The sequence below is a fragment of the Kitasatospora sp. NPDC017646 genome (genome assembly GCF_044329365.1).
In the GTDB taxonomy this organism is placed as follows: Bacteria; Actinomycetota; Actinomycetes; order Streptomycetales; family Streptomycetaceae; genus Kitasatospora.
Map to the genome: position 1 here is coordinate 117,946 of NZ_JBIRJC010000007.1, position 24,390 is coordinate 142,335.

Sequence of the window (24,390 nt, forward strand, 5' to 3'; positions counted from 1 at the left end):
CCGCTTTCCAGGAGTCACCAGTCATGACCACGGCCACCGCCCTCGCGAACGGCGTCTCGCTCGCCCCCGGCAGCGCCACCGTCGAGTTCCGCTCGCTGCGCCGCGCGTTCGGCGCCACCACCGCCCTCGACGGGCTGGACCTGACCGTCCACCCCGGCGAACTGCTCGCCCTGCTCGGCCCGTCCGGCTGCGGCAAGACCACCGCGCTGCGCATCCTGGCCGGCTTCGAGCAGCACGACTCCGGCGAGGTCCTGATCGACGGCCGGGACATCACCGCGATCCCCGCCCACAAGCGCGACGCGGGCATGGTGTTCCAGTCGTACAGCCTCTTCCCGCACCTGACCGCGCTGGACAACGTCGCCTTCGGGCTGCGGATGCGCGGCACCGGCAAGGCCGAGCGCCGCACGCGCGCCCAGGAGCTGCTGGAGCTGGTCGGCCTGCCGCACCGCGCCGAGCACTACCCGCACCAGATGTCCGGCGGCCAGCAGCAGCGCATCGCGCTCGCCCGCGCGCTCGCCCTCCAGCCGCGCGTGCTGCTGCTGGACGAGCCGCTGTCCGCGCTGGACGCCAAGGTCCGCCTCCAGCTGCGCGAGGAGATCCGCCGGCTCCAGCAGGAGCTGGGCATCACCACCCTGTTCGTCACCCACGACCAGGAGGAGGCGCTGTCGATGGCCGACCGGGTCGCCGTACTGCGGGCCGGGAGGCTGGAGCAGTGCGCCACCCCGTCCGAGCTGTACGGCCGGCCGGCCACCGCCTTCGTCGCCGAGTTCGTCGGCACCATGAGCCGCATCCCGTGCACCCGCACCTCGGACGGCGTCGAGGTGCTCGGCCGACGGCACGCCGTCGACGGCGAGGTCCCGGCCGACGGCGAGCTCCAGGTGCTGGTCCGCCCGGAGAACGTCCTGCTCAGCCCGTCCGGGACGGGACCGGCGCTGGTGGTCACCGCGTCCTTCCTGGGCGCCGTCACCCGGCTGACCGTCCGCCTGGACGACGGCACCGAGGTGAAGGCCGACCTGCCAACCGAGGCCGCCGCCGCCCTGCCGACCGGCTCCCGCGCCGAGCTCACGCTGCCGCAGCGCCCGGTGTTGGTGGACCGCCGCGCCGCCTGAGAACCTCTTCCCCGCACCGACCGAAGAACCACCGAAGGTACCGCCATGCCTGAAGCCGCCCTGCCCGAACCCGCCCTGCCGGGGTCCCTCCCGTCCGGGGGGCCCGCCGCGCTCCCGTCCGCCGTCCTCTTCGACATGGACGGCACCCTGGTCGACACCGAGCAACTGTGGTGGCAGGCCGCCGCCGAACTCGCCGAGGAGCTGGACCACCCGCTCACCGACCGGGACGCCCCCGAGGTGCTCGGCCAGGCCGTCGAACACACCGCCGCCCACCTGCACCGGGTCAGCGGCACCACCCGCACCGAGGCCGAACTCGCCGCCCGGCTGGGCGAGTCCTTCGCCGGCAAGGTCGCCGCCGAGACGGTGCCCCGCCCGGGCGCGCTCGCCCTGCTGGCCGCCCTGCGCGAGGCCCGGGTGCCCACCGCACTGGTCTCCGCCTCGCCGCGCCTGGTGGTGGACCTCGTCCTCTCCTCCATCGGCCGCGACTGGTTCGCCGTCACCCTGGCCGCCGAGGACACCGCCCGCACCAAGCCCGCGCCGGACCCGTACCTGGCCGCCGCCGAGCGGCTCGGCCTGGACCCGGCCGCCTGCGTCGCCGTCGAGGACACCCCGACCGGGGTCACCTCCGCCGCCGCGGCCGGCTGCGCGGTGCTCGCCGTGCCGTCCACCGCCGTCCCGATGCCCGACGGCGACCGGATCACCCTGCTGGACAGCCTGGAACGGGCCGACCTCGCGCTGCTGGGGAAGCTCTGCGCCGCCCCGGCCGTTTGACAGCGACATGCCCTACGTCCTGCTCGCCCTCGCGATCCTGAGCGAGGTCTGCGCCACCAGCTGCCTCAAACTTACCGAGGGGTTCACCCGCCTCTGGCCCAGCCTGGGGGTGGGGATCGGCTACGCGCTGTCCTTCTTCCTGCTCGGCCGCGCGCTCAAGCACATCCCGGTCTCGGTCGCGTACGCGGTCTGGTCGGGAGCCGGGACGGCGGCCGTCGCCGGGATCGGCGTGGTCGCCTTCGGCGAGTCACTGGGGAAGCTGCAGATCCTGGGGATCGCGCTGATCATCGTCGGGGTGGTCGTGCTCAATCTCAAGGGCAGTCACTGACGTCTCGTCAGTTCGCTCTCCCTCCGGGCCGGGTCGGGACGTCGGATGCGCCGACGCCCCGGCCCGGCCCGTTCGCTACCGTGTCCCCATGACGAGCCCCCGACCGCACCACTACCGATTCGTACACCGCGAACTCTCGCGCCACCTGCTGCAGTTCGGACCGCAGGTGACCAGTCCGGCCCCGAACGGCGGCAGCCTGGTGCCCGCCTTCACCAAGCTCTGGAACAGCCTGGGCGAAACCCTTCCGCCCGAGGACCGGCTGCCCAGCGACGGTCTCGACTGCCGCCACGTCGAAGTCGAGGGCCACCGCCTGCTGTTGGTCACCCTGCCCACCCCGGTCGGCTCGACCGAGGCGTACTTCTGCGCCTCCGTCCTACCCAAGGGCGCCACGGCCGTCCGCTACCTGACCCTGGAGCACGCGGTCAACCCGTTCGACGGCAGCCCCGGCACCGTCCTCGGCGAGTGGACCACCGAGAGCCACCTCAACCACGGCCCCGGCCCGTCCCCCGTCGCCGACCTCTTCGTCGCCTCGGTGGTGCAGCTCGTCGCCCCGAAGAGGCGCGGCTTCTGGCGCCGTTGACCCACCCCGGCCACTTCCTCCCCCGCAAGTGTGAGTGCTCCCGCGGCACGGATCGCCCACGCACCGAACGGCGTTATGCTCGGCCGGTCCGACCACCGACGCACCGGGGGAGAAAGTGGCCGATCTCACGGTCAGTCCCGAGTTCCTCGCCAAGCTGGCCAAGGACCTGAAGGGCTGCTGCGACGAACTCGACCAGGGGATGGAGGCGCTCAGGGAGGCCGGCCGCGACGGGCTCGGCTTCGACTTCCTGGAGGACGCCGGCAAGCACTTCCAGGAGAAGTGGGAGTTCGGGCTGAAGAAGGTCCGCGAGTGCGTCAAGGTCCTCGACGAAGGCCTGGAGAAGGCGCAGCAGTCCTACGCGGGCACCGAGCAGAACGTCACCAGCGCCCTGACCCCCGTGCAGGGGCAGTCGTGACCGACCCCGCACCCGACTGGTCCGGCCTCGGCTTCAACCCCACTCCCGGCGATCCCACCGCCGTGGCCGGCCTCAGCAGCAGCCTGCGCCGGGTCTCCCAGCACCTCACCGGCGTCCACGGCACGCTCTCCCGGATCTCCGACAACCAGGGCCAGTGGACCGGCGAGGCCGCCAAGGCCTTCGCCACCCGGTTCGGCAGGCTCCCCGGCTACCTCCGGGACGCCGCCGACTCCATCACCGCCGCCTACCAGGCCCTCGACGTCTGGTACCAGGCACTCACCGAACACCAGCCCAGGGCCGCCGAGTTGGCCCGCGCCGCGGTCACCGCCAAGCAGAACAGGGAACAGGCCGAACAGGCCCACCGCACCGCGGCCGCCGCCCCCGACCTCGCACTGGCCGGCAAGAGCTTCACCGACGACGCCTCGCTCGCCGCCGCCGAACAGCGCTACAACGCCGCCAAGAAGCACCTCGACGCGGCCGCCGAGCTCGTCAACAGCGCCACCACCACCCTCACCGACCTCCGGAGCCAGGCCCACGAGCTCGCCGCAGGCCACAGGTCCGACGCCCACAAGACAGCCACCGCCATCCGCAAGGCCGCCGACAGCAAGGCCCCACCGGAGCCGGGCCTGCTCAGCCGGGTCGGCACCTGGCTGAAGGACCACGGCGCCGACCTGCTCACGGTGGCCGCGGGCGTCTGTGGCGTCGCGGCGATCTTCTTCCCCGCCTTCGCCCTGCCCGCGATCCTGCTGAGCGTCGCGGCTGCGGGCGCCCACGCGCGGCAGTACGGCATCAGCGGGCTGCTGCCCACCAGCACGGCGAACCTGGGCAACGACCTGACCCTGGCCGGTGACCTCCTCGGAGCGATTCCCGGCGGGGCAGTCCTCAAGGGCGGGTTCACCGCGTTCAGGACCGCCCGGGCCACCGGCACCGGCGTGAGGGCCTCCGTGGGCGTCGGCGCCACCGAGGTCCGTGCCGCCGCCAGGGCGATCGACCCGGCCGGCCCCGTCTTCACCACGGCGATCGAGAAGCCCGCCGCCGCACTCGGGCTCTCGAAGGCCACCGCGATGAACATCTCCGACGGCGTGCAGGCCACCGCTACCGTGGCGCTCACCGCGCCCACCGCGTACGGCCTCACCCAGGACGACGCGAGTCCCGGGCTGACCGCGGCGGTGAACTGCACCACCGGCTCCGGCAACGTGATCAACGGCACCGGAAGCGCCATCGAGGGCAGTGGCAAGAGCCGGATCGTGGCCGGCCTGCTCGGTGCCGGCAGCGCGGTCGCGACCGGGGTGTGGGGAGCGGCCCGTTGACCGTCCACACCGACGCCCCGTCGTTCTGGCTGTCCCTGCCCGACGGATTCACCGCCATCGATCTGTCCGAGGACCCGGGCGACCGGATGTGCCGGATCGTGGACGGGCTGCACGCGCTCGCCGATGTGAGCGCCGAGCAGAAGCTCGGCATCACCATCGCCGCCGAGAGCGCCCTCCAGGCGCAGCTGCGCGAAGGAGCGGTCCACGTCTCCAACTGCCTGGTGCCAACCGACGAAGGCACGATCGCCCAGGGCGTGCTCGCCCTCTTCCTCCGCCAGGAGGAGCTGGAACCCCGCGGCACGTACCCGCAGCGCGCCGCCCAACAGCTCACCGCCGCCTGGCCGGACGCGGAGGTCGCCGTCCTCGACTTCACTCCCGGCCGCGCCGCTGTGGTCGCCCGCGACCTGTCCGTCCCCGTTCCAGGGGCGCTCCACGGCCCACCGGGCTCGGGCGCGATGACTGTCCGCCAGCTCGAGGTGCTGATCCCACACCCGTGGAGCCCCCACGTGCTGGCGGCCGTCTTCACCACCCGGAACCTCGACCACTGGGAGGGCTGGCTGCCGGTGGTCGGCGCCGCGATCGGCGGCATCTCCTTCTATCCGCCCCGCAACGAGGCGCTGGACGACCGCCCGCCCGAGCAGTGGGACAACATCCGCAAGGCCTTCGGATGAGCACCGCCGCTTCCGAACAGGTCACCCGCAGCGGCATGCGCCCACTGGGCGGCGCGCTGGCCCTCGTCGCCCTCTCCACCGCCCTGATCACCGGCACAACGGCGCTGGACGTGTACGTCAACCCGTTCCTCGCCTCGATCGTGGGACTCTGCTACCCCGTGATCATGCTGCTCGCCCTCGTCGTACGGCGCGACGCCGACTGCCATCCCGCCTTCCAGAAGCGGTTGTTCGGCTGGGGCACGGGAATCTCCGGCATCGCCCTCGTCGCATATCTGTCGGGTTCCACCGCATGGACGAACCTGATCCTGGAATCGGGCCGAACCGTCCAGGCCGTGGTCCTCAACGAGAAGACCACCGACTCCCTCCACGGCACGGGCCGGGCGTACACCCTCGCCTCGACCGAGCTGGCCGACGAAGTCCCCGGCGGCCCCCTCGAACAGAACTCCCCCCGATTCAGGCCGGGCGACGTGATCACCGTCCGCATGGATCCCGCCGGTCGGGTCGCTCCCAAGCTTCCCGGCGAAGTCGGCTCCTCCGCCTACCTGGTGGCGTCCCTCGGCTGCAACGCGGCGATCGCGGGCATCCTGCTCTGGTCCGCGCGCAGACCCCGGTCCACGGAGGGCTGAGCCAGCCGCCCGCACGTGACCTGCCTCACGCACCCCACTGAAACCCCCGCCCACTGCCCCGGCGTCCTGTTCTTCGCGCTTTCTGACGAACAGGTAGTACGGGGGATGACACCATGGCAGATGACGCAGCGAAAGCCGGCGGTCCGGAGTTCAAGATCAGGCCGGGGGAACTGAAGGACGCCGCTCCGACCTTCGAGAACCAGAGCAAGGCGCTCAAGGAGGCGCTCGACAAGCTGAGGCACAGCCTCGCCGAGGCCGGCAGTCCCTGGGGCGGCGACAAACAGGGCAACGAGTTCGCGGCGGCCTACAACGGCCCGCACGACCACGTGCTCTCCGGGCTCGACATCCTGGTCCAGGGACTCGCCAGCATCCACGACGGCCTGGTCGCCCACGCCGACAACCACACCGACGCGGACGAGAAGGCCCGGAAGGACCTCACCTGATGGCCGGCGGTCGATGCCGGAAGGCGGCGTCCCATGGGTGAGTCCGCGGCCGCGAAGGCCGTCCAGAAGGTCACCGGCATGTGGTGGCCGGACGCCGACCCGGACAAGCTGCGCACGGTCGCCGACGCGTGGGAGGCGATGGCCACCGCCATCGACAACGTCACCGCCCCCACCAACCAGGCCGCCGCCGCCATCGTCGCCAACAACCACGGCCCCGCGATCGACGCCTTTGGCAAGTTCTGGAGCCGGTACTACGGCGGCAAGGACGCCGCGGGCAAGGGCAAGGGCTGGCTGCCCGAAACCGCCGACGCCTGCCGCGCCCTCGCCAAGGCGCTGCGCGACTTCGCCCACGAGGTGGACAAGGCGATCAAGAAGCTGGAGGAGGAGGCCGCGATCGTCGGCGGCACCCTGGTCGTCGGCACCGCCCTGGCCATCGTCACCTTCAGCATCTCGGCGGACATCGCCGCCGCCACCGCCGCGGGCATCGTCGCCACCGCCGCGTCGGTCGGCGTCGCCGTCTCCGAGGCCATCGCCACCATCGCCGCCACCGTCCTGGTCGGCGCCGCCTTCGGCGCGGTGGAGGCGATCACCGTCGACCTCGCGGTTGCTCAGCCCATCCGCGTCGAGCTGTTCGGCGACGGCGGCTACAGCCTCACCGAGGCCGTCGACTCCGCCCAGACCGGCGAAATCATGGGCGCCGCCGGCGGCGGCCTCGGCGCCGGCGCCCGTGTCGTGACCACCGCGGCCGAGGGCACCGAGAACGCCTCCGTCGCCCTCGCCGGCCTCGCCAAGGTCGCGAACGCCGCCGACACCGTCCCCGGCCGCATGATCACCGGCGCCGGCCTCACCTACGGCTACGACACCGCCTTCAAAACCGGCCCCGTCATGCCCCTCGACCTCATCCTCGGCGCCGTCGGCAGCGCCGCGGGGCCGGGGGGCAGCACCCCGAAGCGCCGCCCTAGCTTTACCGGGGCCGAGGCTAACGGCTTTTCTCGCAAGCCTGATGGCACTCCCGAGCCATGGGTGTCCGACTCCGGATCACCATACGTGCACGATCCATTCAGTAGCGAGCCCATCAACCTCAAGGCCGTGAGGCTGTATGAGGAATACCGCACCAGGACCGACGACGTCGCGGAGGTGGCATTGGAGACAAAAGTCGATCCCCGAATTGTCGAGGTCGCGAAGAAAAATCTCATGGTGAACCGCCATGACGTGCAGGTCGGCCCCGGCGAGGAAAATGTCATGAAAGACGTCTATTTTGAACCAGAGTGGGAGATCGCTCGGCGCTGGAACGCCGCCGTGAAAGGAATCAAAGGACCGGCCGACACCGTCGACATCCTTCGCACAGTCTTGGCTCATGAGTACATAGAGGCTAAGCTCTTCGAAGCTGGCCTTCCATACCTACCCAGCCACCCCGACTGCTGGGAAGACGGCATCAGACCGGTCGCCCACCCCGAACACTTCAGCGCCCACCAAATGGCACCCAACAGTTTCAATAAGCTCGACTTCTCCAGTGATACCCTAGTCAGCTCGCTCTGGATCTGGAAGAAATACGGCATCGAGGTTCCGCCCATCCCGATTGCCGACGATCTCTCAAATCTCGACGTCCTGGTTGACGCAATTAAATCCCACATTCGCGCGAAAGGTCACGACCTCAAGTGAGTTCCGCTGCCGTGCAGTCAATGGTTGATCGCCTCAAGGCCATCAACTGGAGGTCGCCCGCCGAGGCCATGGAGAAGAGTTATTCACGCGCCGCGCTGATGGAGGAGTATTTCCGGCGGGCCGCGCTCTGGCTCGATGCCTATGGAGATACCAAGTATTGGCCGTTCTTCGACCTCGCCGCCATCGTCGCTCCAACCGTTCGTGCCGACCCGGCGGTGATCGCGGACATCGAGGAATTCATCGATGACGCATCCGGCTCGTCGTACGCCATGGACAGCGGCGCGGCTGCCGTCCATTGGGCCGCCCTGGCCAGCACGCCCGGGACGCAACTGCACCCGCTGCCGGACCCGTTCGAGCCCCTGCTCCGACTCTACGAGCGCGGCGGCTCCAGCTTCCGCCTCACCAACGGCTTCATCGACTTCGGCATGATCATGGTCCCGCGTGGCAATTGGCGCATGCACCTGTCCCTGACCCCCGTCGTCGAGCTGAACGACGAAGCCCTCGATGCGCTGGACGAGCGTAAGTGGGCCGAATTCAACGCACTTGCAGAGCGCGCCAACGAGTCGACTGGACACAGCTGACCGCCCCTCGCCCGAAAGGGCCGACACGGCATCGGCACGGCGATGACCAAACGTTCCGTCGGCATCAAGTGGGACCAGGCCCAGAAGTCCACAACGAGCATGTGGGCTCGCGATCCCGGCTGATGATCGAGTACCTTCGCCGGTCCTCACTCTGGGCCGAGGTGCTGGAAGGACCGCCAAGGCGGCCCATCTTCAACATCTCATTGACTGCATGCGTGATCATGGTGATCGACCGATCGTGGCTCGCGGCCGTGCCCATCAGTTCGGCCCAGGCCTCACGTAGATTCGAACGCGCGCCTGGTCGTCCATCACGGTTACTGAGCTGGTCCGCGCTCACGCCGTACAGTCGGCACAGCGCCTCGACATCCTGATCGTCCGCACCGACGAGGTCCTTCTGACCCGCACCGTCCGCCCCACCGTCCGGCGTCGTCGATGAGCAGGAAGTCGGCCCGACTTCTCATGCCTTCGTCGGCGGCTCCGGCGCGGCCGGAGCCGCCGGCGCTCCGAACCGTCACAGCTGTTCGCCGTCGCCCCCCGGCACCCCGCCCGGTGGGCGTCAGGGGCCAGGCGTACGCTTCCACCCCGTCGTACCGAGTACCGGGGGGAACCATGGCGGGACCGAGAACCAGACGCGGGACGATCACGCTGACGGCCGCGCTCGTGGTGGCCGTGCCGGCGGGGACGTTCGGGCTGGTGGCGGTAAGTACCTACATGGGGTTCGGCACGGCGTTGCTGCTCGGGCTGGTGGTCGCGGTGGCCTGGATCATCGGGGTGGTCCGGCTGCTCGGGCCGGTCGGCTGCTGGGTGGCGATCGTGTCCGTCGCGTTGTGGGGCGGGGCGCTGGGGGAGGCGATCTCGGCGCGGGACGCGGTGATCCTGAACGCCCGCGGGGTCACGGTGACGGCCCGGGTCTCGCAGGTGCACGACCATCCGCAGGACAAGCACCCCAACTCGACGTACGACCTGGTCGGCGAACTCGGCCTGCCGATCCCCAACGGCACGGTGTACGGGAGCCTCCACGCGCACGCGGTCGGCGACCGGGTGCTGGTCCGGTACGACCCGGAGGGCGTCGCGGCCGCGGCAGCCCCGGACGACATCGACTTCTCGAAGGACCTGGCGATCGCCGGTGCCCTGGACGCCGTCCTGATGGCGATCGTCGGCAGCCTCGGCGTGGCCGTAGTCCGCAATGGCCGGCCGCGCCGGGTGCCGTTCCGGCGGGACACGGTCGTCGGAGAGCGCTGAATGCGCTTCAGGACCGCACCACCCGCGCCCGCAGGTAGTTGCGGCGCCCGAAGTTCGGCTCGTCGACCGCCGTCAGTTCCTCGACCTGGAAGCGGTACAGCGCCGCGGCCCCGCCGCCGGTGACGTACTGCCGCCGGGTCTCCTCGTCCTGGGCGAAGGCCGGGTAGCGCCCCCGGTAGGCCGCGAGCGCCGCCTCCGCCTGCCGCCCCCAGGCCTCGCCCGCGCTGCCGGTCAGCTGGAGGCCGCGCAGCTGTTCGCCGAAGGCGGGCGGAGGCAGGAAGACGGTGGCGGCGGCCCGGGCCTCTTCGGCGAGGTGGTGGCTGTGCCGGGTGGAGCGCTCGCTGACGAAGTAGAGGACGAGGTCCTCGTCGTACGCGAAGAAGGCCAGGTTGGCGTGCGGCCCGTACTCGTGGCCGGCGGTGGCGAGAGTGAGCACCATGGCTTCGGCGAGCAGGCCCTCGACGCCCTTGTGCGGCAGGTCGCCCGGCCAGTCCCCCTGCGTGATGTCGAGTCGGTACGGCATTCGGCACTCCCTCCGCTGGCGCCCGGTGCCTCCGCGCCCTGGGCGCGCCTGAGAACGACTGAGCCGGGCGGGCGCCCCGGTCAGGGGCCCCACGCCCGGCTCACATGCTCCACCCGCCGTCCGAAACCGGACAAGGGGTGGGCCGCTCAGGAAGCGGGCACTACCGCGCCCGGTGCGAGGCGTACCCGCGGGTCACCACCGGCACCGTGCCGGGGCCCAGCAGGGAGCGCAGCGCGCCCGCGCGCATCTTGTCCACCAGCGGCCCGCAGCGCCCGGCGAGCGGGGCGAGCACCAGCGCCACCAGGAGGCCGACGAGCGCGCCCACAGCCACGTCGTGCGGGTAGTGCACGCCGACCCAGACCCGGGAGGCGGCCATCAGCACCGCGAAGACGGTGGCGACGGCGCCGAGCCGACGGCTGACGAACCAGAGCGAGATCGCGGCGGCGAAGGCGATCACCGAGTGGTTGCTCGGGAAGGACCAGTCACCGCTGGTCGCGCTGGGGCAGGTCTCCAGCGAGACGCTGCCGGGGATCTGGGCGCACGGCCGGACCTCCTCGACCATGCTCTTGAGGACGGAGTTGACGCCGTACGCGACGACCACGATGACCGGGGAGGCCAGCACCCTGGCCATCACCGCGGAGTCGGCGCCGCGCGCCCGCCACCAGGCGTAGAGCATGAAGAGCGCGAACAGCCCGAGGCCGATCGCCGACCAGACCTTGATCACGTCGTCCAGCCAGTGCGGGGCCGACTGCGCCCACCCGTTGACCCGGGTGTAGAGGCTGCCGTCGATCCCGCTGCCGTCGTAGACGGCCAGGGCCCGAGAGGACATCACACGTCACCTCCGTGACGGCGCGCCTTACGGGCGCGGAACAGTTCGAGAACAATGGGGAGCACGGAGACAACTACTACCAGACCGATGATCGGCAGCAGATACTGGTCGATGCCGGGTATCGAGGAGCCGAGCCCGTACCCGGCCAGCACCACGCCGACGGTCCAGACCGCGCCTCCCGCCACCTGCCAGACGGTGAACGAGCGAACCGGCACTTCGAGCACGCCGCAGAGCGGATTCAGCACCGTCCGGACCACCGGGATGAACCGGGCGAGCACGATCGCCTTGCCGTGCCCGTACCTGGCCAGCAGCACCTCGGCCCGCTCGACGCCCTCCAGCAGGCTCCTGCGCTTGGTACGGCCGAGCAGCGCCCGCCCGCCCCGGCGACCGATCAGGTAGCCGACCTGGGCCCCGGCGAGCGCGCCGACCAGGGCGGCGGGCAGCACCTGCCACAGGTGCAGCTGCGGGCCCTTGGTGGCACCGGGGACGCAGAGCAGACCCGCGGTGAACAGCAGCGAGTCGCCGGGCAGGAAGAAACCCACCAGCAGGCCGGTCTCGGCGAAGAGCACCACGGCGATGCCGAGCGCGCCGAAGGCGGCGAGCAGCGAGGACGCGTCCAGCGGGTTCACCGCGAGGTGGGAGGCCACCGCGAGGTGCGGGCCCACGGCGAGGTGGGCGGCCGGATCGGCGGGGAACTGGAGCAAGGCTGGCGGACCTCCCGTACGTTGGGGGGCGGTTTCTCCCGCGGTTCGCCGCAGAGACCCGCCCAGGACCGTCTACAGTTACGTAGACGGTCTACATGACTGTAGACGAAAGCTGGAGGAAGCGCCGCCATGTCCGACGTACCGTCCGCCCGCCGGCCCGCCGGTGAGCTGGAGGCCGAGGTGCTGGCCGCCCTCTGGTCCGCCCGGCAGCCGATGACGCCCCAGGACGTCCAGACGGCGCTCGGCGGTGACCTCGCCCGCACCACCATCGCGACGATCCTCGCCCGGCTGCACGACAAGGGGACGGTCGAACGCACCCGGGCCGGTCGCGCCTACGCGTACACCCCGACCGTCCAGGACACCGCGGGCCTCGCCGCCCGCCGGATGCACACCGAGCTGGGCCGCGAGGCCGACCGCTCCACCGTGCTCGCCCGCTTCGTCTCCGACCTCTCCGCCGAGGACGAGCAGCTGCTGCGCGAACTGCTCGGCGACGGCGGACCGGGACCGGCGGAGGCACCGTGATGCTCGCCGTCTGGGCGCCGCTGCTGCTGCCCTTCCTCGCCGTCCCGCTGGCCCGCCGCCTCGCGGAGACGATGCCGCCCCGGGCCGCCGCCTGGCTGCTGGCCGGCACGGCCGCCGTCCTGGCCGGCGGCACCCTCTGCTCGCTCGGCCTGCTGGCCGCCGCCGGGCTGCTCCAGCTGCCCCCGGTCGCCGCCCTCGGCCACCTCTCGCTGCCCTGGCTCACCGCCGCCGCGCCCAGCGCCCCGCCCGCGGCCGCCCTGGCCGGCCTGGCGCTCGCCGCGCTCACCGCGCTGGCGGTCCGGACCGCCCGCCGGCGCCGACTGGACCTGCGCGCCGCCCGGGCCGCCCTGCCCGCCCTGTCCGTCCAGCCCGCCGCGTCCGCCGCGTCCACCCACGGGCCGCGCGCGGTCGGCCCCGCCGGTCCGTACGCGGGCGACGGCCCCGCCGATGACCAGCATTCGGACACGCGCCCCCGGAGCGCCTCCGTGCGCCGGGCGCGCGCCACCCGGTGGCTCGGGACCGTCGCGGCACTGCGGCAGCCCGCCGAGCACCCGCTCACCGTGCTGGACGACGAGCGCGCCGACGCCTTCGCCCTCCCCGGCCGCCTGCGCCGCCCGGGCCAGGCCGGCGAGCCCGGCCGGATCGTGGTCACCTCCGGGATGCTGCGCGCCCTCAGCGGGCCCGAGCGCTCCGCCCTGCTCGCCCACGAACGCGCCCACCTGGCCGGCCGCCACCACCTGTTCCTCGCCCTCGCCGAGCACGCCGCCGACCTCCACCCGGCGCTTCGCCTGCTGCGCGCGCCCCTCGGGTACCACCTGGAGCGCTGGGCCGACGAGGTGGCCGCAGCCCAGGTCGGCGACCGCGCCGTGACCGCCCGCGCGGTCGGCCGGGCCGCCCTGGCCGCCAGCCGTTCACCCTGGCCGGCCCGCCCCCGGCTGGTCGCCGCGGCGCACTCCGGCCCGGTCCCGCGCCGGGTCGCCGCCCTGCTCCAGCCCCGCCCCTCCACCACCCCGGCCACCCGGCTGCGCGCCGTCGCCCTGGCCCTGGCCGCCTGCCTGGCGCTGACCACGGGCGCCACCCTGGAGGCCACCGCTGACCTGCACCACACCGTCGAGGTCGCCCAGCACGAACCGGGCGCGGAGCGCTAGGGAGCCGCTCAGCACGAAGCGCCGGTGCGCCTCGGAACGGTTTCGTACCGATCGGTATGCGGAGTTGCCGGACCCTGTCCCCGTGCGCCCACCGCACCCGTACGCTTTCGTCAGCGCGTCGACCCCGGCGCGTCCTCGAACGGCGGCGAGGAGCATCACGAGTGCGGCAGACCGGACGGCAGTCCCGACGACCAGAGCGCCGCACCCCGCCGACCGCGGCGGAGCTGGCCAAGGTCCACGAGCGCACCCTCGCCGACGCCGCCGCCCGCGAACTCACCCTCCCCGAGACCGGGGGACCGGGCGGACCGGGCGGACGCGGCGGACGCGGCGGTCCAAGCGGCCCCGGAGGCCCGAACGGGCCGGGCCTGCTCGAACCCCGCCCCGAGATCGGCGACTCCTGGGCGCGGCTGCGCCGCCTCGGCCTCGACCCCGACAGCGGCGCCGCCGCCGTCCTGCTCGGCCCCGCCGAACTGGAGCAGCGCCGCCGGTCCAGCGGGCTCGACAACGTCATGCCGGTGCTGCGCGAGACCCTGCTCGAACCGGTCGGCCAGGCGCCGCTGATCCTCGCCATCGCCGACGCCGAGGGCCACGTGCTCTGGCAGGAGGGCGAGCGCGGCCTGCGCCGCAGCGCAGACCGGATCGGCTTCGTCACCGGCGCCCGCTGGATCGAGGAGAGCGTCGGCACCAACGGCATCGCGGTCGCGCTGCGCGCCCAGCGCCCGATGCACGTCCACTCCGCCGAGCACTACCTGCGCAGCCACCACACCTGGACCTGCGTGGCCGCGCCCGTGCACGACCCGGCCACCGGCCGGCTGGTCGGCGCGATCAACCTCAGCGGCCCGGCCCACAACGTCCGCCCGTACCTGCTCCAGCTCACCGCCACCGCCGCCCGGCTCGCCGAGACCGAGCTGCGCGCCCACCGGCTGGAGGCGCTCAACCAGCTGCGTACCCTGGCCGCCCCGCTGCTCGCCCGGGTCGGCGGCCCGGCCCTGGTGGTGGACGCGGCCGGCTGGACCGCCGCGTCCGCCGGGCTGCCACCGCCCAGCCGGCTCCGCATCCCCAGCGAGGGCTGGGCCCCGGCCGCCGTGCACTGGGTGCCGGGGCTGGGCGAGTGCGTGCTGGAACCGCTCGCGGACGGCTGGCTGGTGCGGCCGGTCCGTCCGCCCGAGACGGACGGCTCCGGAACGGTGAGCGCCGAACAGGCCGAGGGCGCCCGACTCCTGCTCGACCTGCGCAGGCCGGACCGCCCCGAACTGTCCGTCCACGCCGCGGCCGACAGCTGGTCGCACCCGGTCAGCCCGCGCCACGCCGAACTGCTGCTGCTGCTCGCCACCTCCCGCGAGGGCAGCACCGCCGCGCAGCTCGCCGAGGCGCTGTTCGGCGACGCGGGGCGGACGGTGACGGTCCGGGCCGAGCTGTCCCGGCTGCGCCGCTACCTGGGCGGCCTGCTGGCCCACCGGCCGTACCGCTTCGCCGACTCGGTGCTGGTCACCGTGCAGGGGCCGGAGGACCCGTACGACCTGCTGCCCGCCTCCACCGCGCCGGCCGTACGGCGGCTGCGGGCGGAGCTGGCGGCTGACCGGGTCCGGCTGCCGGGCTCCGCGGCGCCCCCGCCCGCGCCGCGGCCATCACCACCGCCCTCACCCGTGCCCTCACCGCGTTCGCACGGCGGGCCCGGGGCTCAGCCGCCCGCGAGCAGTGCGGCCAGCTGGGCGTCGGTGGGGCCGCAGTCGCGTTCCTGCTCGACCGAGACCAGCGCGTAGGTACGGTCCAGCCAGGCCTGCACCCGGGGCTTGGACGCCTCCAGCAGGGCGCTGCCGTGCGGGGATTCGAGCGCCAGGTGCAGCGTCGAGCCGTGACAGGGGCAGTACGCCGGCCACAGCTTGACGTCGCCCTGGCCGCTCAGCGTCTGGAGGCCGTCGCGCAGCAGGTCGCGGGAGAACACCCAGTCCGCCTCGTCCGGACGCCCCAGATGGAAGGTCAACAGCACCTCGTAGGGGCGCGCGGCGGCGAAGCGGAACCGGGTGCGCACCTCGCCGACCACTTCATCGCCCAGCGAGATCCGCAGCGTCAGCACCTCCTCCACCGCCGCCGGAGCGGCGGTGGAGCCGCCCCCATCGCCGCCCGTGGGGGTGGCGGCGAGGGGGGCACTGGAGGCTGCGGACAGCGGGTCGGGCGGCATGACGGTCTCTCCGGGAACGGCGCGGGATGCCATCAGCCTGCGCCACCCGCGGCCGGGCGGGCAAGGGTTGCAAGGGGGTTGCAACGCCGCCTCCTCCGGTCCGACCGACCTTCGCCCCAGTTGTCAGACGGACCGTCAACTTCCGCTCCCGGAAGGGACGTCCGTAGAATGGAGGGATCCTGTCCGCCCTTCGGCCACCCGCTGGTACGCTCTCCCCCTCCCGACGCGGGCCCACGGCGGGACCGGCCCGGGACGGCCGGATCCGGGCCCGTCGCCGGTGCGTGGGAGAATACGGCGACGCGACGGCAACTTCGGGGAGGGAGGGGTCCGGTGGCTGTGCGTGGGGAGACCGCGCGGGACGTGCAGCACGAGCCCGCACGGCAGGGTCGGCACGGTCGGCCACGCCCGTTCGGCGGCCGGTTCCGGCTGCCCACCCTTCGCTTCTCCGGCGCCGCGATGGCCATGTCCACCGTCGTCGGCATCAGCATCGCCACCACCCTCCTGCTGAACGAGCAGCAGGGCATCGGCCGTCGGGCCGGCGTCGCCCGGGTCGGCACCACTCCGCCGCCCAGCCCCGGCGCCACCGACCAGGCCGAGGCGGCCTCCGACCGGACCACGGACCCGGCCGCGCCGCCCTCCGGCCGTCCGCGCGACCCGAAGCCCTCGGGGCACGCCTCGACCCACCCGTCCGGCTCGGCGAACGCCGCCGCCACGCCCCCGGCCGGGCTGCGGGCGGGAACGGCCGCCCCGGTCACGCCGTCGACCGGCGGCCAGGCCTCCGCCGGGCACGACCCCCGGTCCTCGGCCGGCATTCCCGCGAACGGCGCCGGTACGGGCGGGCAGCCGGACGCCGGGGCGTCGCCCTCGGCGCAGCCCTCCGCGCCGTCCACGCCGTACGCGCCCGCCGCCGGACAGCCCGATGCCGGTCTGGTCGGCGCGGCCCAGGCCGGGGCCGGTCAGACCGACGCCGGGCAGTCCCCGCACCCGCCCGGCCTCCAGCCCACCACCCCGGCCCGGCCCGGACCCGCCTTCCCCGCGCCCGGCCGCCCGCTGCCGCCACCCGCGGCCGCCGTCCCGGCCCCGGGGCCGGATGCGGCCCCCGGGGACTCCGGCGCGCCCGCCACCGACGCTCCCGACACCGGCACCCCGGAGACCAACGACTCCGAGGCCCACGACTCCGCACCGGAGGCCGACCAAGCCCTGACCGGCACCGGCCTGACCACCGCGGTCGGACGCGACGGCCTCCGGCACACGCTCGACCTCACCGTGGCCGAGCCGGTCACCGCCCTCCAAGCCGAATTCCGGCTGGCACCGGGCGAGTTGGCCACCGGAATCGGCGCCGCCTGGACCGACCTGCCGGGCGCCGTGGTGACCACCCAGCAGGAACGCGGCACCCTGGTCTACCGCTTCACCACCCCGCCCGGCACCGACGTCAAGCCCGGCCGCTACGCCTTCGCGGTGCGCGGCACCCGCCCGACCGACCAGGTCGCCCCGGTGCGCAAGCCCGGCCCGCAGGAGAGCTGGAACGCCGCCGCCTTCGGCATCGACCACCCCCGCGCGGTCGCCGCCCTCGGCGGTTTCGGGCCGCTGCTCGCGCAGCCCGCCCAGCCCCTGACACACCAGGCCCGCTGACCGCCCGTCGGCCGGTCGGTCCTCCGAGCCGCCCGCCGGTCGGACCGCCCGACGACCAGGCAGCTCACCGGGCTCATCCCCGCACCCACGTTCGTTACTGTGGGCAGCACCCGACCCGGCGCCCCACCGGCCACGGACCGGGCCGTCGTTCCGCATCCGAGGAGGAGACCTTGTCCACCGTCCTGACCCAAGGCGGCAACGCACCGCTGACCGCCGCGCGGGTGACCGTCGAGGTCACCTCGCCCAAGGCGCTGGACGTCTCCGGCCTGCTGCTGACCGACGCCGGCAAGGTCCGCTCGGACGCCGACTTCGTCTTCTTCAACGCCCCGCACGGGCCCGGCGTCAGCCTCCGTCCGGCCGCCGCCGGTGCGCCGGACGCGATCACCGTCGACACCCCGGCCGTCCCGGCCGACATCAGCAAGGTCGTGATCACCGCCAGCCCGGCCGACCAGTCCGCCACCTTCGCCGGGATGGAGCCCACCGCCACCCTGCGGGACGCCGACACCGGCGAGGTGCTGCTCACCTTCACTCCGCCCCGACTGGGCCTGGAGACCGCGCTCATCGTGGTCGAGGTCTACCGGCGCAACGGCGTCTGGAAGGTGCGCGCGGTCGGCCAGGGCTACGCCGACGGCCTGGCGGGCATCGCCACCGACTTCGGCGTCACCGTCGACGACTCCCCCACGCCGGCCCCGCAGCCGACACCGGCCCCGGCCTACGCCTCCGACTCGGCCTCGGACTCGCAGAGCGCGCCGACCGTCCAGATCCACTCCCCCGCCGACGTCGCCCCGCCGACCCCGCCGCTGCCGCCCGTCCCCCCGGTGCCGCCGGTGCCGCCGGTGCCCCCGGTCGACCCCCGGATCGCCCTCGCCACCGTCCCGTCGATGCCGTCGACGCCGCCGATGCCGTCGACGCCCACCATGCCCCCGGCGCCGCCCGCCGCACCCCCGGCCCCGGCCCCCGCCGAGCGCCCGAAGGTCACCCTGGACAAGGGCCGGGTCAGCCTGGTCAAGGGCAGCTCCGTCTCCCTGGTGAAGAACGGCCGCCCCTTCCTCTCCTCGGTCCGGATGGCCCTAGGCTGGCAGTCCGCCGCCCGCGGCCGGGACATCGACCTGGACGCCTCCTGCCTCGCCTTCGACGCCCGGCACCAGCGTCTGGAGACGGCCTGGTTCATGAAGCTGACCATCTTCAACGGTGCGGTCGCCCACTCGGGCGACAACCTGGTCGGCGGCGACGGCGGTGACGACGAGGCGATCACCGTCCACCTGGAGGGCCTGCCGGCCGAGGTCCACGCGCTGGTCTTCGTGGTGAACTCCTTCTCCGGCCAGAAGTTCACCGAGCTGCGCAACGCCTACTGCCGCCTGGTGGACGTCCGCACCGAGGAGGAACTGGTCCGCTTCGACCTCACCCAGTCCGAGCCGCGCACCGGCGTGGTGATGTGCAAGCTGGTCCGCCGCCCCTCCGGCGAGTGGGAGATGACGGCGCTGGGCGAGTTCGTCGACGGCAAGACCGCCCGGGCGATGATCGAGCCCTCCGCCGCCCTCCTCTGACCCGCGCCACTCCCACAACCCCACAACGTCACATCCACGCCAGCGAATTCACCCTCCCGAGGCATCAAGTCGCACACGCGCCGACTCGATTGACTCTCCGGGGGGGGTGAATCGACTCTCCTCTGCACTCCCGCATTCGCGCACCCGTTGAGGAGAGACCGTGCCCCGCTTCCCGTCCCGCCTCGCCGTCGCCGGCTCCGCCGTCGCACTCACCGCCGGCCTGATCGCTCCCACCGCCGCCCAGGCCGCCATCAAGCCCGCCACCCGCGCCGGCACACTCAAGTGGGCCGTCCTCGGCGACTCCTACACCGCGGGCGTCATCGAGGCCACCGGCGACCTGACCGACGCCCGGGACGGCTGCGCCCGTACCACGGGCTCCTATCCCGAGATCATCCGCCGCGATCTCGGCTCCCAGGTCGACCTGCGCAACGCCAGTTGCAGCGGCGCCACCACCCTGGACGTCTACGCGAACAAGTTGAGCCCGCTCGGCCGCCCGCTCCCGCCGCTCGGCACCGACCCCAACGCCCCCTACGCGCCCGTCCCGCCGCAGGTCGACGCCGTGGACCCGGACACCCAGGTGATCACCGTCGGCATCGGCGGCAACGACCTCGGCTTCGCCGGGATCCTCAAGGACTGCATCGAACTCGGCGCCGCCCGCCTCGGCCAGGGCACGCCCTGCAAGGACAAGTACGACGCCCGGATCCCCGGCCGGCTCAACCAGTTGCGCACCGACTACGCCACCATGCTCGGCGCGCTGCACACGCAGGCCCCGTCCGCCCGGGTCGTCACCGTCGGCTACCCGCACCTGATCCCCGAGGACGCCGCCCGCTGCCAGTACGGCAATCCCCTGCAGTTCGCCACCTTCACCACCGGCGACCTCGACTGGGCCCGCACCCGCGTCCTGGAGCCGCTCAACCTGGCGATCGAGCAGGAGACCTCGGCCCAGCAGGACACCTACGTCGACCTCTACCCCGGCTCCGCCGGGCACGGCGTCTGCGACGCCGCCCACTGGCTGGACGGCGTGCTGACCGACGTCCTGCCCCTCAAGTACGGCCTGGTGCACCCCAACGCCAAGGGCCAGGCCTTCGTCGCCGCCCAGGTCGAGGGCACCGTCCTCGGCAGCTGACCGCCCCTTCGGCGAGCACCGGAAAACCACTGGCCCGACCACCCGTTGGCGATCATCCTGGTCGGATGCACATCCGCGAAGCCACCCCCGAGGACTGGCCGGCCATCTGGCCGTTCTTCCACACCATCGTCGCCGCCGGCGAGACCTTCCCCTACCCCCTCGACATGCCCTCCGAGCTGGGCCGGGAGTGGTGGATGCACTCCGCCCCCGACCGCACGGTGGTCGCCGTCGACGAGGACGGCACGGTCCTCGGCACCGCCACGATGAACCGCAACCGCCCCGGCAACGGCGCGCACGTGGCCAGCGCCAGCTACATGGTCGACCCGGCGCACCACGGCAAGGGCATCGGGCGGGCCCTGGTCGAGTACACCCTCGACTGGGCCCGCCGGGCCGGGTTCCGCGCCATGCAGTTCAACGCGGTGGTCGCCAACAACCACCACGCCGTCAAGCTCTACCGGTCACTGGGCTTCGAGATCGTCGGCACCGTTCCCGAGGCCTTCCACCACCCCGTGGACGGCTACGTCGGCCTGCACGTCATGCACCGCCCGCTCTGAGGACTCACTCCTCGATCGCCCCGCCGACCGCGCGCAGGTGCCGCCGGAAGCTGTACGACGGGTCGGCGGCGCGCCGCTCCAGGTACTCGTCGAACCGGGTCTGCCCGCGCAGTGTGTCCCCGGCCGCGATCCGGTCGGCCTGCGCGCGCTCGGTCCGGGCGATCCCGGCGGCCGTCTCCAGCACCTCCTCGACCCGGTCGGCCGGCACGAACAGCACCCCGTCCGCGTCCGCGAACACCACGTCCCCGGCGGTCACCAGGTGCGGCCCGACCCGCGCCGACACCAGTGCCTCCGGCTCCCGCCCGTCCAGCCGCAGCGGCCCCAGCGGCAGCGCGCCGTAGCTGAACACCGGCAGCCCGATCTCCACCAGCTCCGGCGTGTCCCGGTGCAGCCCCCACACCACGATCCCGGCCACACCGGCGGCGCGCGCCTCCAGCACCGCGAGGTCCCCGACGCAGGCCTCGTCCGTCCGCCCGCCGTTGTCGATCACCAGCACGTCCCCGTCCCGCGCCGCCCCGTACGCCTCCAGGAACACGTCCACGCTCCCGTAGTGCCGCACCGGCAGCGCCCGCCCCGCCACCCGGGCCCCGGCGGTCACTGCGCCCACCCCCGCCGGCGCCGCCCGCACCGCCACCCCGAGCCGTACACAGGCATCCGCCACCAACGGTGTGGACAACCCCTCGAACTGCTTCATCATCCCCAACTCCTCTCACCAATAGCCCAGTTGACCAGCACCTGAATCCTACGCCGGGCCTCAGACTCACATCATCGAGTGAAAGCCCGCCGTGTACCGCATATCCCGGCCCAGCCGCGAATAGCGTGACGCCCATCTGAAGGAGGGGCATCATGAGTGCTGTGGCGCATGAGCAACCGATCACGGGCTCCCCATCGCAGGCCGACATCCTGCTGGCCGCCTTCGGCGAACCGCTCGCCCTCCCCGCCCCCGTTCGACTTCGAGCTCGACACCAAACCCTTCCTCTGAGAAACACGCGACGGCCCGCACCCCCCGTCAGGGGTGCGGGCCGTCGCGTTGCCCGGCGCCGGGTCAGTTGCGGGTGGCCATGGCGCGCAGGAAGAAGGTGAGGTTGGCGGGGCGCTCGGCGAGGCGGCGCATGAAGTAGCCGTACCACTCCTGGCCGTACGGGAGGTAGACCCGCATGGTGTTGCCCTCGCCTGCGAGGCGCAGCTGCTCCTCGGGGCGGATGCCGTACAGCATCTGGTACTCGAAGGAGTCCCGGGTGCGGTTGTTCCACTGGGCCAGCTGGCCGGCGATCTTGATCATGTTGGGGTCGTGCGAGGCGATCATCGGGTAGCCCTCGCCCGCCATCAGGACCTTCAGGGCGCGGACGTACGCGAGGTCGACCTCGTGCTTGCCCTGGAAGGCGACCGACTCGGGCTCCTTGTAGGCGCCCTTGCACAGGCGCACGCGCGAGCCGGCGCCGGAGAACTCGCGGCAGTCGGCCTCGGTGCGGCGCAGGTAGGCCTGGAGCACGACGCCCAGCCAGGGGAAGTCCGCCCGCAGCTCGCGCGCGATGGCGAGGGTGGAGTCGGTGGTGGTGTGGTCCTCCATGTCGAGGGTCACCGTGGTGCCCGCGTCGGCGGCGGCCTCGCAGATGCGGCGGGCGTTCTCCAGCGCGATCTTCTCGCCGTCCACCGGCAGGAACTGGCCGACGGCCGACAGCTTGACCGACACCTCGGCGCCGGCGGCGAGGCCGGTCTCCTTGAGGGCCTTGAGCAGGTGCTCGTACGCCTCGGCGGTGCCGGCGGCCTGGGCGGCGTCCTTGGTGTCCTCACCGAGGTGGTCGAGGGTGACCTTGCGGCCGGTGGCTACGAGGTCGTCGCAGGCGGTGACGGCGTCGTCGAGGACGTCACCGGCGACGAAGCGCTCGACTATCGCGTGGGTCGGGGGGAACTTCTCGACCACGGTGCGGACCTGCGGGGACCGGGAGGCCGCGAGAAGGGCGGAACGGAGCATCGTGACTCCTGGAGCTGGTGTTTCCAAGGGTGGCAGAAAGGGGGCCGGGGCGGCGGTACGGGGGTGATCCGCCGCCCCGGCGGGGCGGCGCCCGGCTGCGGGACCGGGCGTCGCGGGTGACCGTTGGCTTCTACAGCGGACCGGTCGGCAGCAGGGCTGGTCAGCCCATGTGCGGGTAGCGGTAGTCCGTCGGCGGGACGAAGGTCTCCTTGACCGAGCGGGTCGAGGTCCAGCGCGCCAGGTTCTGCTTGGCGCCGGCCTTGTCGTTGGTGCCGGAGGCCCGGCCGCCGCCGAAGGGCTGCTGGCCGACGACGGCACCGGTCGGCTTGTCGTTGATGTAGAAGTTGCCGGCCGCGAAGCGCAGCTTGTGCATCGCGTCCTGGGCCGCCGCGCGGTCCTGGGCGATGATCGAGCCGGTCAGGCCGTAGGCCGACACGGACTCCATCTGGGCCAGCATCTCCTCGTACTTCTCGTCCTCGTAGACGTACACGGCGAGGATCGGGCCGAAGTACTCGTCGCGGAAGTACTCCGAGGCCGGGTCCTGGCAGACCAGGACGGTCGGGCGGACGAAGTAGCCGACCGAGTCGTCGTAGGTGCCGCCGGCCAGGACCTCGACGGAGTCGTCGGCGTGGGCACGGTCGATGGCGGCCTTGTTCTTGGCGAAGGCGCGCTCGTCGATGACGGCCGACATGAAGTTGGACAGGTCGGTGACGTCGCCCATGGTCAGGCCCTCGACCTCGGCGGCGAACTCGTCCTTGAGGCCGGCCCACAGCGAGGCGGGGACGTAGGCGCGGGAGAGCGCCGAGCACTTCTGGCCCTGGAACTCGAAGGCGCCGCGGGTCATCGCGGTCTTCAGCACGGCCGGGTCGGCGGACGGGTGGGCGACCAGGAAGTCCTTGCCGCCGGTCTCGCCGACGATCCGCGGGTAGGTGCGGTAGCCGGCGATGTTGTTGCCGACCTCGCGCCACAGGTGCTGGAAGGTGGCGGTGGAGCCGGTGAAGTGGATGCCGGCCAGCGCCGGGTGCTTGAGCGCCACGGCGGAGACGTCCAGGCCGTCACCGGTCACCATGTTGATGACGCCCTTGGGCAGGCCGGCCTCCTCCAGCAGCTGCATCAGCAGGTGCGCGGAGTACTGCTGGGTCGGGGACGGCTTCCACAGCACCACGTTGCCCATCAGCGCGGGCGCGGTCGGCAGGTTGCCGGCGATCGCGGTGAAGTTGAACGGGGTGATCGCGTAGACGAAGCCCTCCAGCGGGCGGTGGTCGCTGCGGTTCCACACGCCGTCCGAGGAGATCGGCTGCTCGGCCATGATCTGGCGGGCGAAGTGCACGTTGAAGCGCAGGAAGTCGACCAGCTCGCAGGGCGTGTCGATCTCGGCCTGCTGGGCGGTCTTGGACTGGCCGAGCATGGTGGCGGCGGCCAGGGTCTCGCGCCAGGGGCCGGCCAGCAGGTCGGCGGCCTTGAGGAAGATCGCGGCGCGGGAGTCGAAGGAGAGCGCCTGCCAGGCCGGGGCAGCGGCCAGGGCAGCGTCGATGGCGTCCTGCGCGTCGGCCTGGGTGGCGTTGCGCAGGGTGCCGAGCCGAGCCGCGTGGTTGTGCGGCTGGACGACGTGGATCTCGGTGCCGCCGCCCATCCGGCGCTCACCGTTGATCGTCATGGTCAGCTGGACCGGCTCCTGGCCGCCCAGCTCCTTCAGCTTGGCCTCCAGACGGGCCCGTTCCGGGCTGCCGGGGGCGTAGCTGTGGACCGGCTCGTTCACCGGCGCGGGGACCTGGGTCACAGCGTCCATAGAGCGCACGCTCTCCTTCGTTCAATGCGGGGGGATTGCCTGCGCGGGTCGCACGCAGGCCACAGCACGAACGCTATTCCTGCCTGCCCGGCGTCTTGTTTGGCCGGGCGGCTAAAGTCCC

Annotated in this window: 26 protein-coding genes; 19 read left to right on the forward strand and 7 right to left on the reverse strand. The window is 72.8% G+C overall.

Annotation, left to right across the window (positions count from 1 at the left end):
* The first annotated feature begins 23 nt into the window (after positions 1-23).
* The 12 genes from ACH4J0_RS14090 (at position 24) to ACH4J0_RS14145 (ending at position 9,738) form a co-directional block, all read left to right on the forward strand.
* Complete coding sequence (locus ACH4J0_RS14090) at positions 24-1,109, forward strand: ABC transporter ATP-binding protein (RefSeq protein WP_396239707.1); 1,086 nt, start codon at positions 24-26, stop codon at positions 1,107-1,109.
* A gap of 45 nt (positions 1,110-1,154) precedes the next feature.
* Complete coding sequence (locus ACH4J0_RS14095; protein WP_396239709.1) at positions 1,155-1,880, forward strand: HAD family hydrolase; 726 nt, start codon at positions 1,155-1,157, stop codon at positions 1,878-1,880.
* A 7-nt stretch (positions 1,881-1,887) separates the two neighbouring features.
* Complete coding sequence (locus ACH4J0_RS14100; protein ID WP_396239711.1) at positions 1,888-2,208, forward strand: DMT family transporter; 321 nt, start codon at positions 1,888-1,890, stop codon at positions 2,206-2,208.
* An 88-nt stretch (positions 2,209-2,296) separates the two neighbouring features.
* Complete coding sequence (locus tag ACH4J0_RS14105; RefSeq protein WP_396239713.1) at positions 2,297-2,788, forward strand: hypothetical protein; 492 nt, start codon at positions 2,297-2,299, stop codon at positions 2,786-2,788.
* 115 nt (positions 2,789-2,903) lie between these two features.
* Positions 2,904-3,203 (forward strand): hypothetical protein, encoded by a 300-nt coding sequence (locus ACH4J0_RS14110; protein WP_396239715.1) that lies wholly within the window; start codon positions 2,904-2,906, stop codon positions 3,201-3,203.
* Positions 3,200-4,513 (forward strand): putative T7SS-secreted protein, encoded by a 1,314-nt coding sequence (locus ACH4J0_RS14115; protein WP_396239717.1) that lies wholly within the window; start codon positions 3,200-3,202, stop codon positions 4,511-4,513. Before ACH4J0_RS14110 ends, ACH4J0_RS14115 begins: the two co-directional genes overlap by 4 nt.
* Positions 4,510-5,184 carry a hypothetical protein gene (locus ACH4J0_RS14120; RefSeq protein WP_396239719.1) on the forward strand — a complete coding sequence of 225 codons (675 nt, stop codon included), beginning with the start codon at positions 4,510-4,512 and terminating at the stop codon, positions 5,182-5,184. Before ACH4J0_RS14115 ends, ACH4J0_RS14120 begins: the two co-directional genes overlap by 4 nt.
* The gene (locus ACH4J0_RS14125) at positions 5,181-5,810 is read left to right on the forward strand and encodes a hypothetical protein (protein ID WP_396239721.1); all 630 of its coding nucleotides are present in this window, start codon (positions 5,181-5,183) and stop codon (positions 5,808-5,810) included. The genes ACH4J0_RS14120 and ACH4J0_RS14125 overlap by 4 nt, the downstream gene beginning before the upstream one ends.
* Before the next feature lie 113 nt (positions 5,811-5,923).
* Positions 5,924-6,253 carry a WXG100 family type VII secretion target gene (locus tag ACH4J0_RS14130; RefSeq protein ID WP_396239723.1) on the forward strand — a complete coding sequence of 110 codons (330 nt, stop codon included), beginning with the start codon at positions 5,924-5,926 and terminating at the stop codon, positions 6,251-6,253.
* A gap of 33 nt (positions 6,254-6,286) precedes the next feature.
* Complete coding sequence (locus ACH4J0_RS14135) at positions 6,287-7,915, forward strand: hypothetical protein (RefSeq protein ID WP_396239725.1); 1,629 nt, start codon at positions 6,287-6,289, stop codon at positions 7,913-7,915.
* A gap of 20 nt (positions 7,916-7,935) precedes the next feature.
* On the forward strand, positions 7,936-8,496 hold the full coding sequence (locus ACH4J0_RS14140) for a hypothetical protein (RefSeq protein WP_396239727.1): 561 nt from the start codon (positions 7,936-7,938) through the stop codon (positions 8,494-8,496).
* A 609-nt stretch (positions 8,497-9,105) separates the two neighbouring features.
* Positions 9,106-9,738, forward strand: a complete 633-nt coding sequence (locus tag ACH4J0_RS14145) for a hypothetical protein (protein ID WP_396239729.1) — start codon at positions 9,106-9,108, stop codon at positions 9,736-9,738.
* A gap of 7 nt (positions 9,739-9,745) precedes the next feature.
* Here the strand turns inward: ACH4J0_RS14145 and ACH4J0_RS14150 are convergent, their stop codons facing one another.
* From ACH4J0_RS14150 to ACH4J0_RS14160, 3 genes are all read right to left on the reverse strand, one after another.
* Positions 9,746-10,261, reverse strand: a complete 516-nt coding sequence (locus tag ACH4J0_RS14150; RefSeq protein ID WP_396239731.1) for a pyridoxamine 5'-phosphate oxidase family protein — start codon at positions 10,259-10,261, stop codon at positions 9,746-9,748.
* 160 nt (positions 10,262-10,421) lie between these two features.
* On the reverse strand, positions 10,422-11,090 hold the full coding sequence (locus ACH4J0_RS14155; protein WP_396239733.1) for a phosphatase PAP2 family protein: 669 nt from the start codon (positions 11,088-11,090) through the stop codon (positions 10,422-10,424).
* Positions 11,090-11,755, reverse strand: coding sequence for a DedA family protein (locus ACH4J0_RS14160; protein WP_396239965.1), 666 nt, complete (start codon positions 11,753-11,755; stop codon positions 11,090-11,092). The genes ACH4J0_RS14155 and ACH4J0_RS14160 overlap by 1 nt, the downstream gene beginning before the upstream one ends.
* A 168-nt stretch (positions 11,756-11,923) precedes the next feature.
* Between ACH4J0_RS14160 and ACH4J0_RS14165 the strand changes: the two genes are divergently transcribed.
* The 3 genes from ACH4J0_RS14165 to ACH4J0_RS14175 all read left to right on the forward strand — a co-directional run bounded on the left by ACH4J0_RS14165 (position 11,924) and on the right by ACH4J0_RS14175 (position 15,227).
* Complete coding sequence (locus ACH4J0_RS14165) at positions 11,924-12,316, forward strand: BlaI/MecI/CopY family transcriptional regulator (protein WP_396239735.1); 393 nt, start codon at positions 11,924-11,926, stop codon at positions 12,314-12,316.
* A complete protein-coding gene (locus ACH4J0_RS14170; protein WP_396239737.1) occupies positions 12,316-13,464 on the forward strand; it encodes a M56 family metallopeptidase in 1,149 nt (382 codons plus the stop codon). The genes ACH4J0_RS14165 and ACH4J0_RS14170 overlap by 1 nt, the downstream gene beginning before the upstream one ends.
* Before the next feature lie 161 nt (positions 13,465-13,625).
* Positions 13,626-15,227: a GAF domain-containing protein gene (locus ACH4J0_RS14175; RefSeq protein ID WP_396239739.1), complete on the forward strand. Its 1,602-nt coding sequence runs from the start codon at positions 13,626-13,628 to the stop codon at positions 15,225-15,227.
* On the opposite strand, the gene ACH4J0_RS14180 is transcribed toward ACH4J0_RS14175, so the two are convergent.
* A complete protein-coding gene (locus ACH4J0_RS14180) occupies positions 15,146-15,646 on the reverse strand; it encodes an SsgA family sporulation/cell division regulator (RefSeq protein ID WP_396239741.1) in 501 nt (166 codons plus the stop codon). The genes ACH4J0_RS14175 and ACH4J0_RS14180 overlap by 82 nt on opposite strands.
* Positions 15,647-15,976: 330 nt before the next feature.
* On the opposite strand from ACH4J0_RS14180, the gene ACH4J0_RS14185 reads away from it, so the two are divergent.
* The 4 genes from ACH4J0_RS14185 to ACH4J0_RS14200 all read left to right on the forward strand — a co-directional run bounded on the left by ACH4J0_RS14185 (position 15,977) and on the right by ACH4J0_RS14200 (position 20,505).
* On the forward strand, positions 15,977-17,278 hold the full coding sequence (locus ACH4J0_RS14185; protein ID WP_396239743.1) for a hypothetical protein: 1,302 nt from the start codon (positions 15,977-15,979) through the stop codon (positions 17,276-17,278).
* A 170-nt stretch (positions 17,279-17,448) separates the two neighbouring features.
* The gene (locus ACH4J0_RS14190; protein ID WP_396239745.1) at positions 17,449-18,825 is read left to right on the forward strand and encodes a TerD family protein; all 1,377 of its coding nucleotides are present in this window, start codon (positions 17,449-17,451) and stop codon (positions 18,823-18,825) included.
* A 160-nt stretch (positions 18,826-18,985) separates the two neighbouring features.
* Positions 18,986-19,951 carry an SGNH/GDSL hydrolase family protein gene (locus tag ACH4J0_RS14195; RefSeq protein WP_396239747.1) on the forward strand — a complete coding sequence of 322 codons (966 nt, stop codon included), beginning with the start codon at positions 18,986-18,988 and terminating at the stop codon, positions 19,949-19,951.
* Positions 19,952-20,016: 65 nt separating this feature from the next.
* Entirely contained in the window at positions 20,017-20,505 is a 489-nt protein-coding gene (locus tag ACH4J0_RS14200; RefSeq protein ID WP_396239749.1) for a GNAT family N-acetyltransferase, read from the forward strand.
* 4 nt (positions 20,506-20,509) lie between these two features.
* On the opposite strand, the gene ACH4J0_RS14205 is transcribed toward ACH4J0_RS14200, so the two are convergent.
* From ACH4J0_RS14205 to pruA, 3 genes are all read right to left on the reverse strand, one after another.
* A complete protein-coding gene (locus tag ACH4J0_RS14205; RefSeq protein ID WP_396239751.1) occupies positions 20,510-21,202 on the reverse strand; it encodes an RraA family protein in 693 nt (230 codons plus the stop codon).
* Positions 21,203-21,550: 348 nt separating this feature from the next.
* Positions 21,551-22,480, reverse strand: coding sequence for a proline dehydrogenase family protein (locus ACH4J0_RS14210; RefSeq protein WP_396239753.1), 930 nt, complete (start codon positions 22,478-22,480; stop codon positions 21,551-21,553).
* A 160-nt stretch (positions 22,481-22,640) separates the two neighbouring features.
* Positions 22,641-24,269: an L-glutamate gamma-semialdehyde dehydrogenase gene (gene pruA / locus ACH4J0_RS14215; RefSeq protein ID WP_396239755.1), complete on the reverse strand. Its 1,629-nt coding sequence runs from the start codon at positions 24,267-24,269 to the stop codon at positions 22,641-22,643.
* Positions 24,270-24,390: the final 121 nt, after the last annotated feature.